1 pseudogene is annotated in these 751 nt (G+C 65.2%); it reads left to right on the forward strand.

The features are described 5' to 3' along the window. Window positions 1-676: pseudogene (locus I6F17_RS37435) on the forward strand (hypothetical protein); the annotation flags it as partial. Window positions 677-751: the final 75 nt, after the last annotated feature.

A 751-nucleotide genomic window follows, 5' to 3' on the forward strand; every position in this document is an offset into this window, starting at 1 on the left:
CCGGCTCAACGAGGAGCGGCCGATCCGGCGGCTCGGCGTGACCCGCCGCAAGCTATTGGAGGAGATCGACCTGCCGGCGCTCAAGGACTTGCCGGAGAGCCCCTACGCGTTCGCCGAGTGGCGGATCCGCCGCGTCAGCCTCGACTATCACGTCGAGGTGGAGAAGCATTATTACAGCGTTCCGCATCGCTTCGCGCGTGCCGAGGTCGAGGTGCGGTTCACCGCCCGCACCGTCGAGATCTTCCACAAGGGCGAGCGGATTGCCGCGCATCAGCGCATGAGTGGCAATCACAAGCACACCACCGTGCCGGAGCACATAGCCTCCAGCCATCGGCGCTACGCCGGCTGGACTATCGGGCGTATCCGTCAGGACGCCGCCGCGATCGGGCCGGCAACCAGCGCATTGTGCGACCTCATTCTCGACGAGCGCTCGCACCCCGAACAAGGCTTCCGCGCCTGCCTCGGCATCCTCAGGCTCGCCGCCTCCTATGGGCGCGAACGGCTGGACGCGGCGGCTGCGCGGGCGATCGACATCGGCGCGCGCACCTATGGCTCGGTCAAGTCGATCCTCGCTGACCTGCCACTGCATTTTCATCCAGCGGCAGTTAGAGTCTCGGGGTTTTTTGCAGTGAGACCGAACTTTGGACCACCCGGAACTAAAGTTTTGCGCCTCTGATCACGTTGGTGGGCTGGTAGCGCCAGCGTGATTCTGCAGCAAAATCGGCGGCCGATTGCCGATCGCCCCGTGGGG

Source organism: Bradyrhizobium sp. NBAIM18, from assembly GCF_020193825.1.
Lineage (GTDB): Bacteria > Pseudomonadota > Alphaproteobacteria > Rhizobiales > Xanthobacteraceae > Bradyrhizobium > Bradyrhizobium yuanmingense.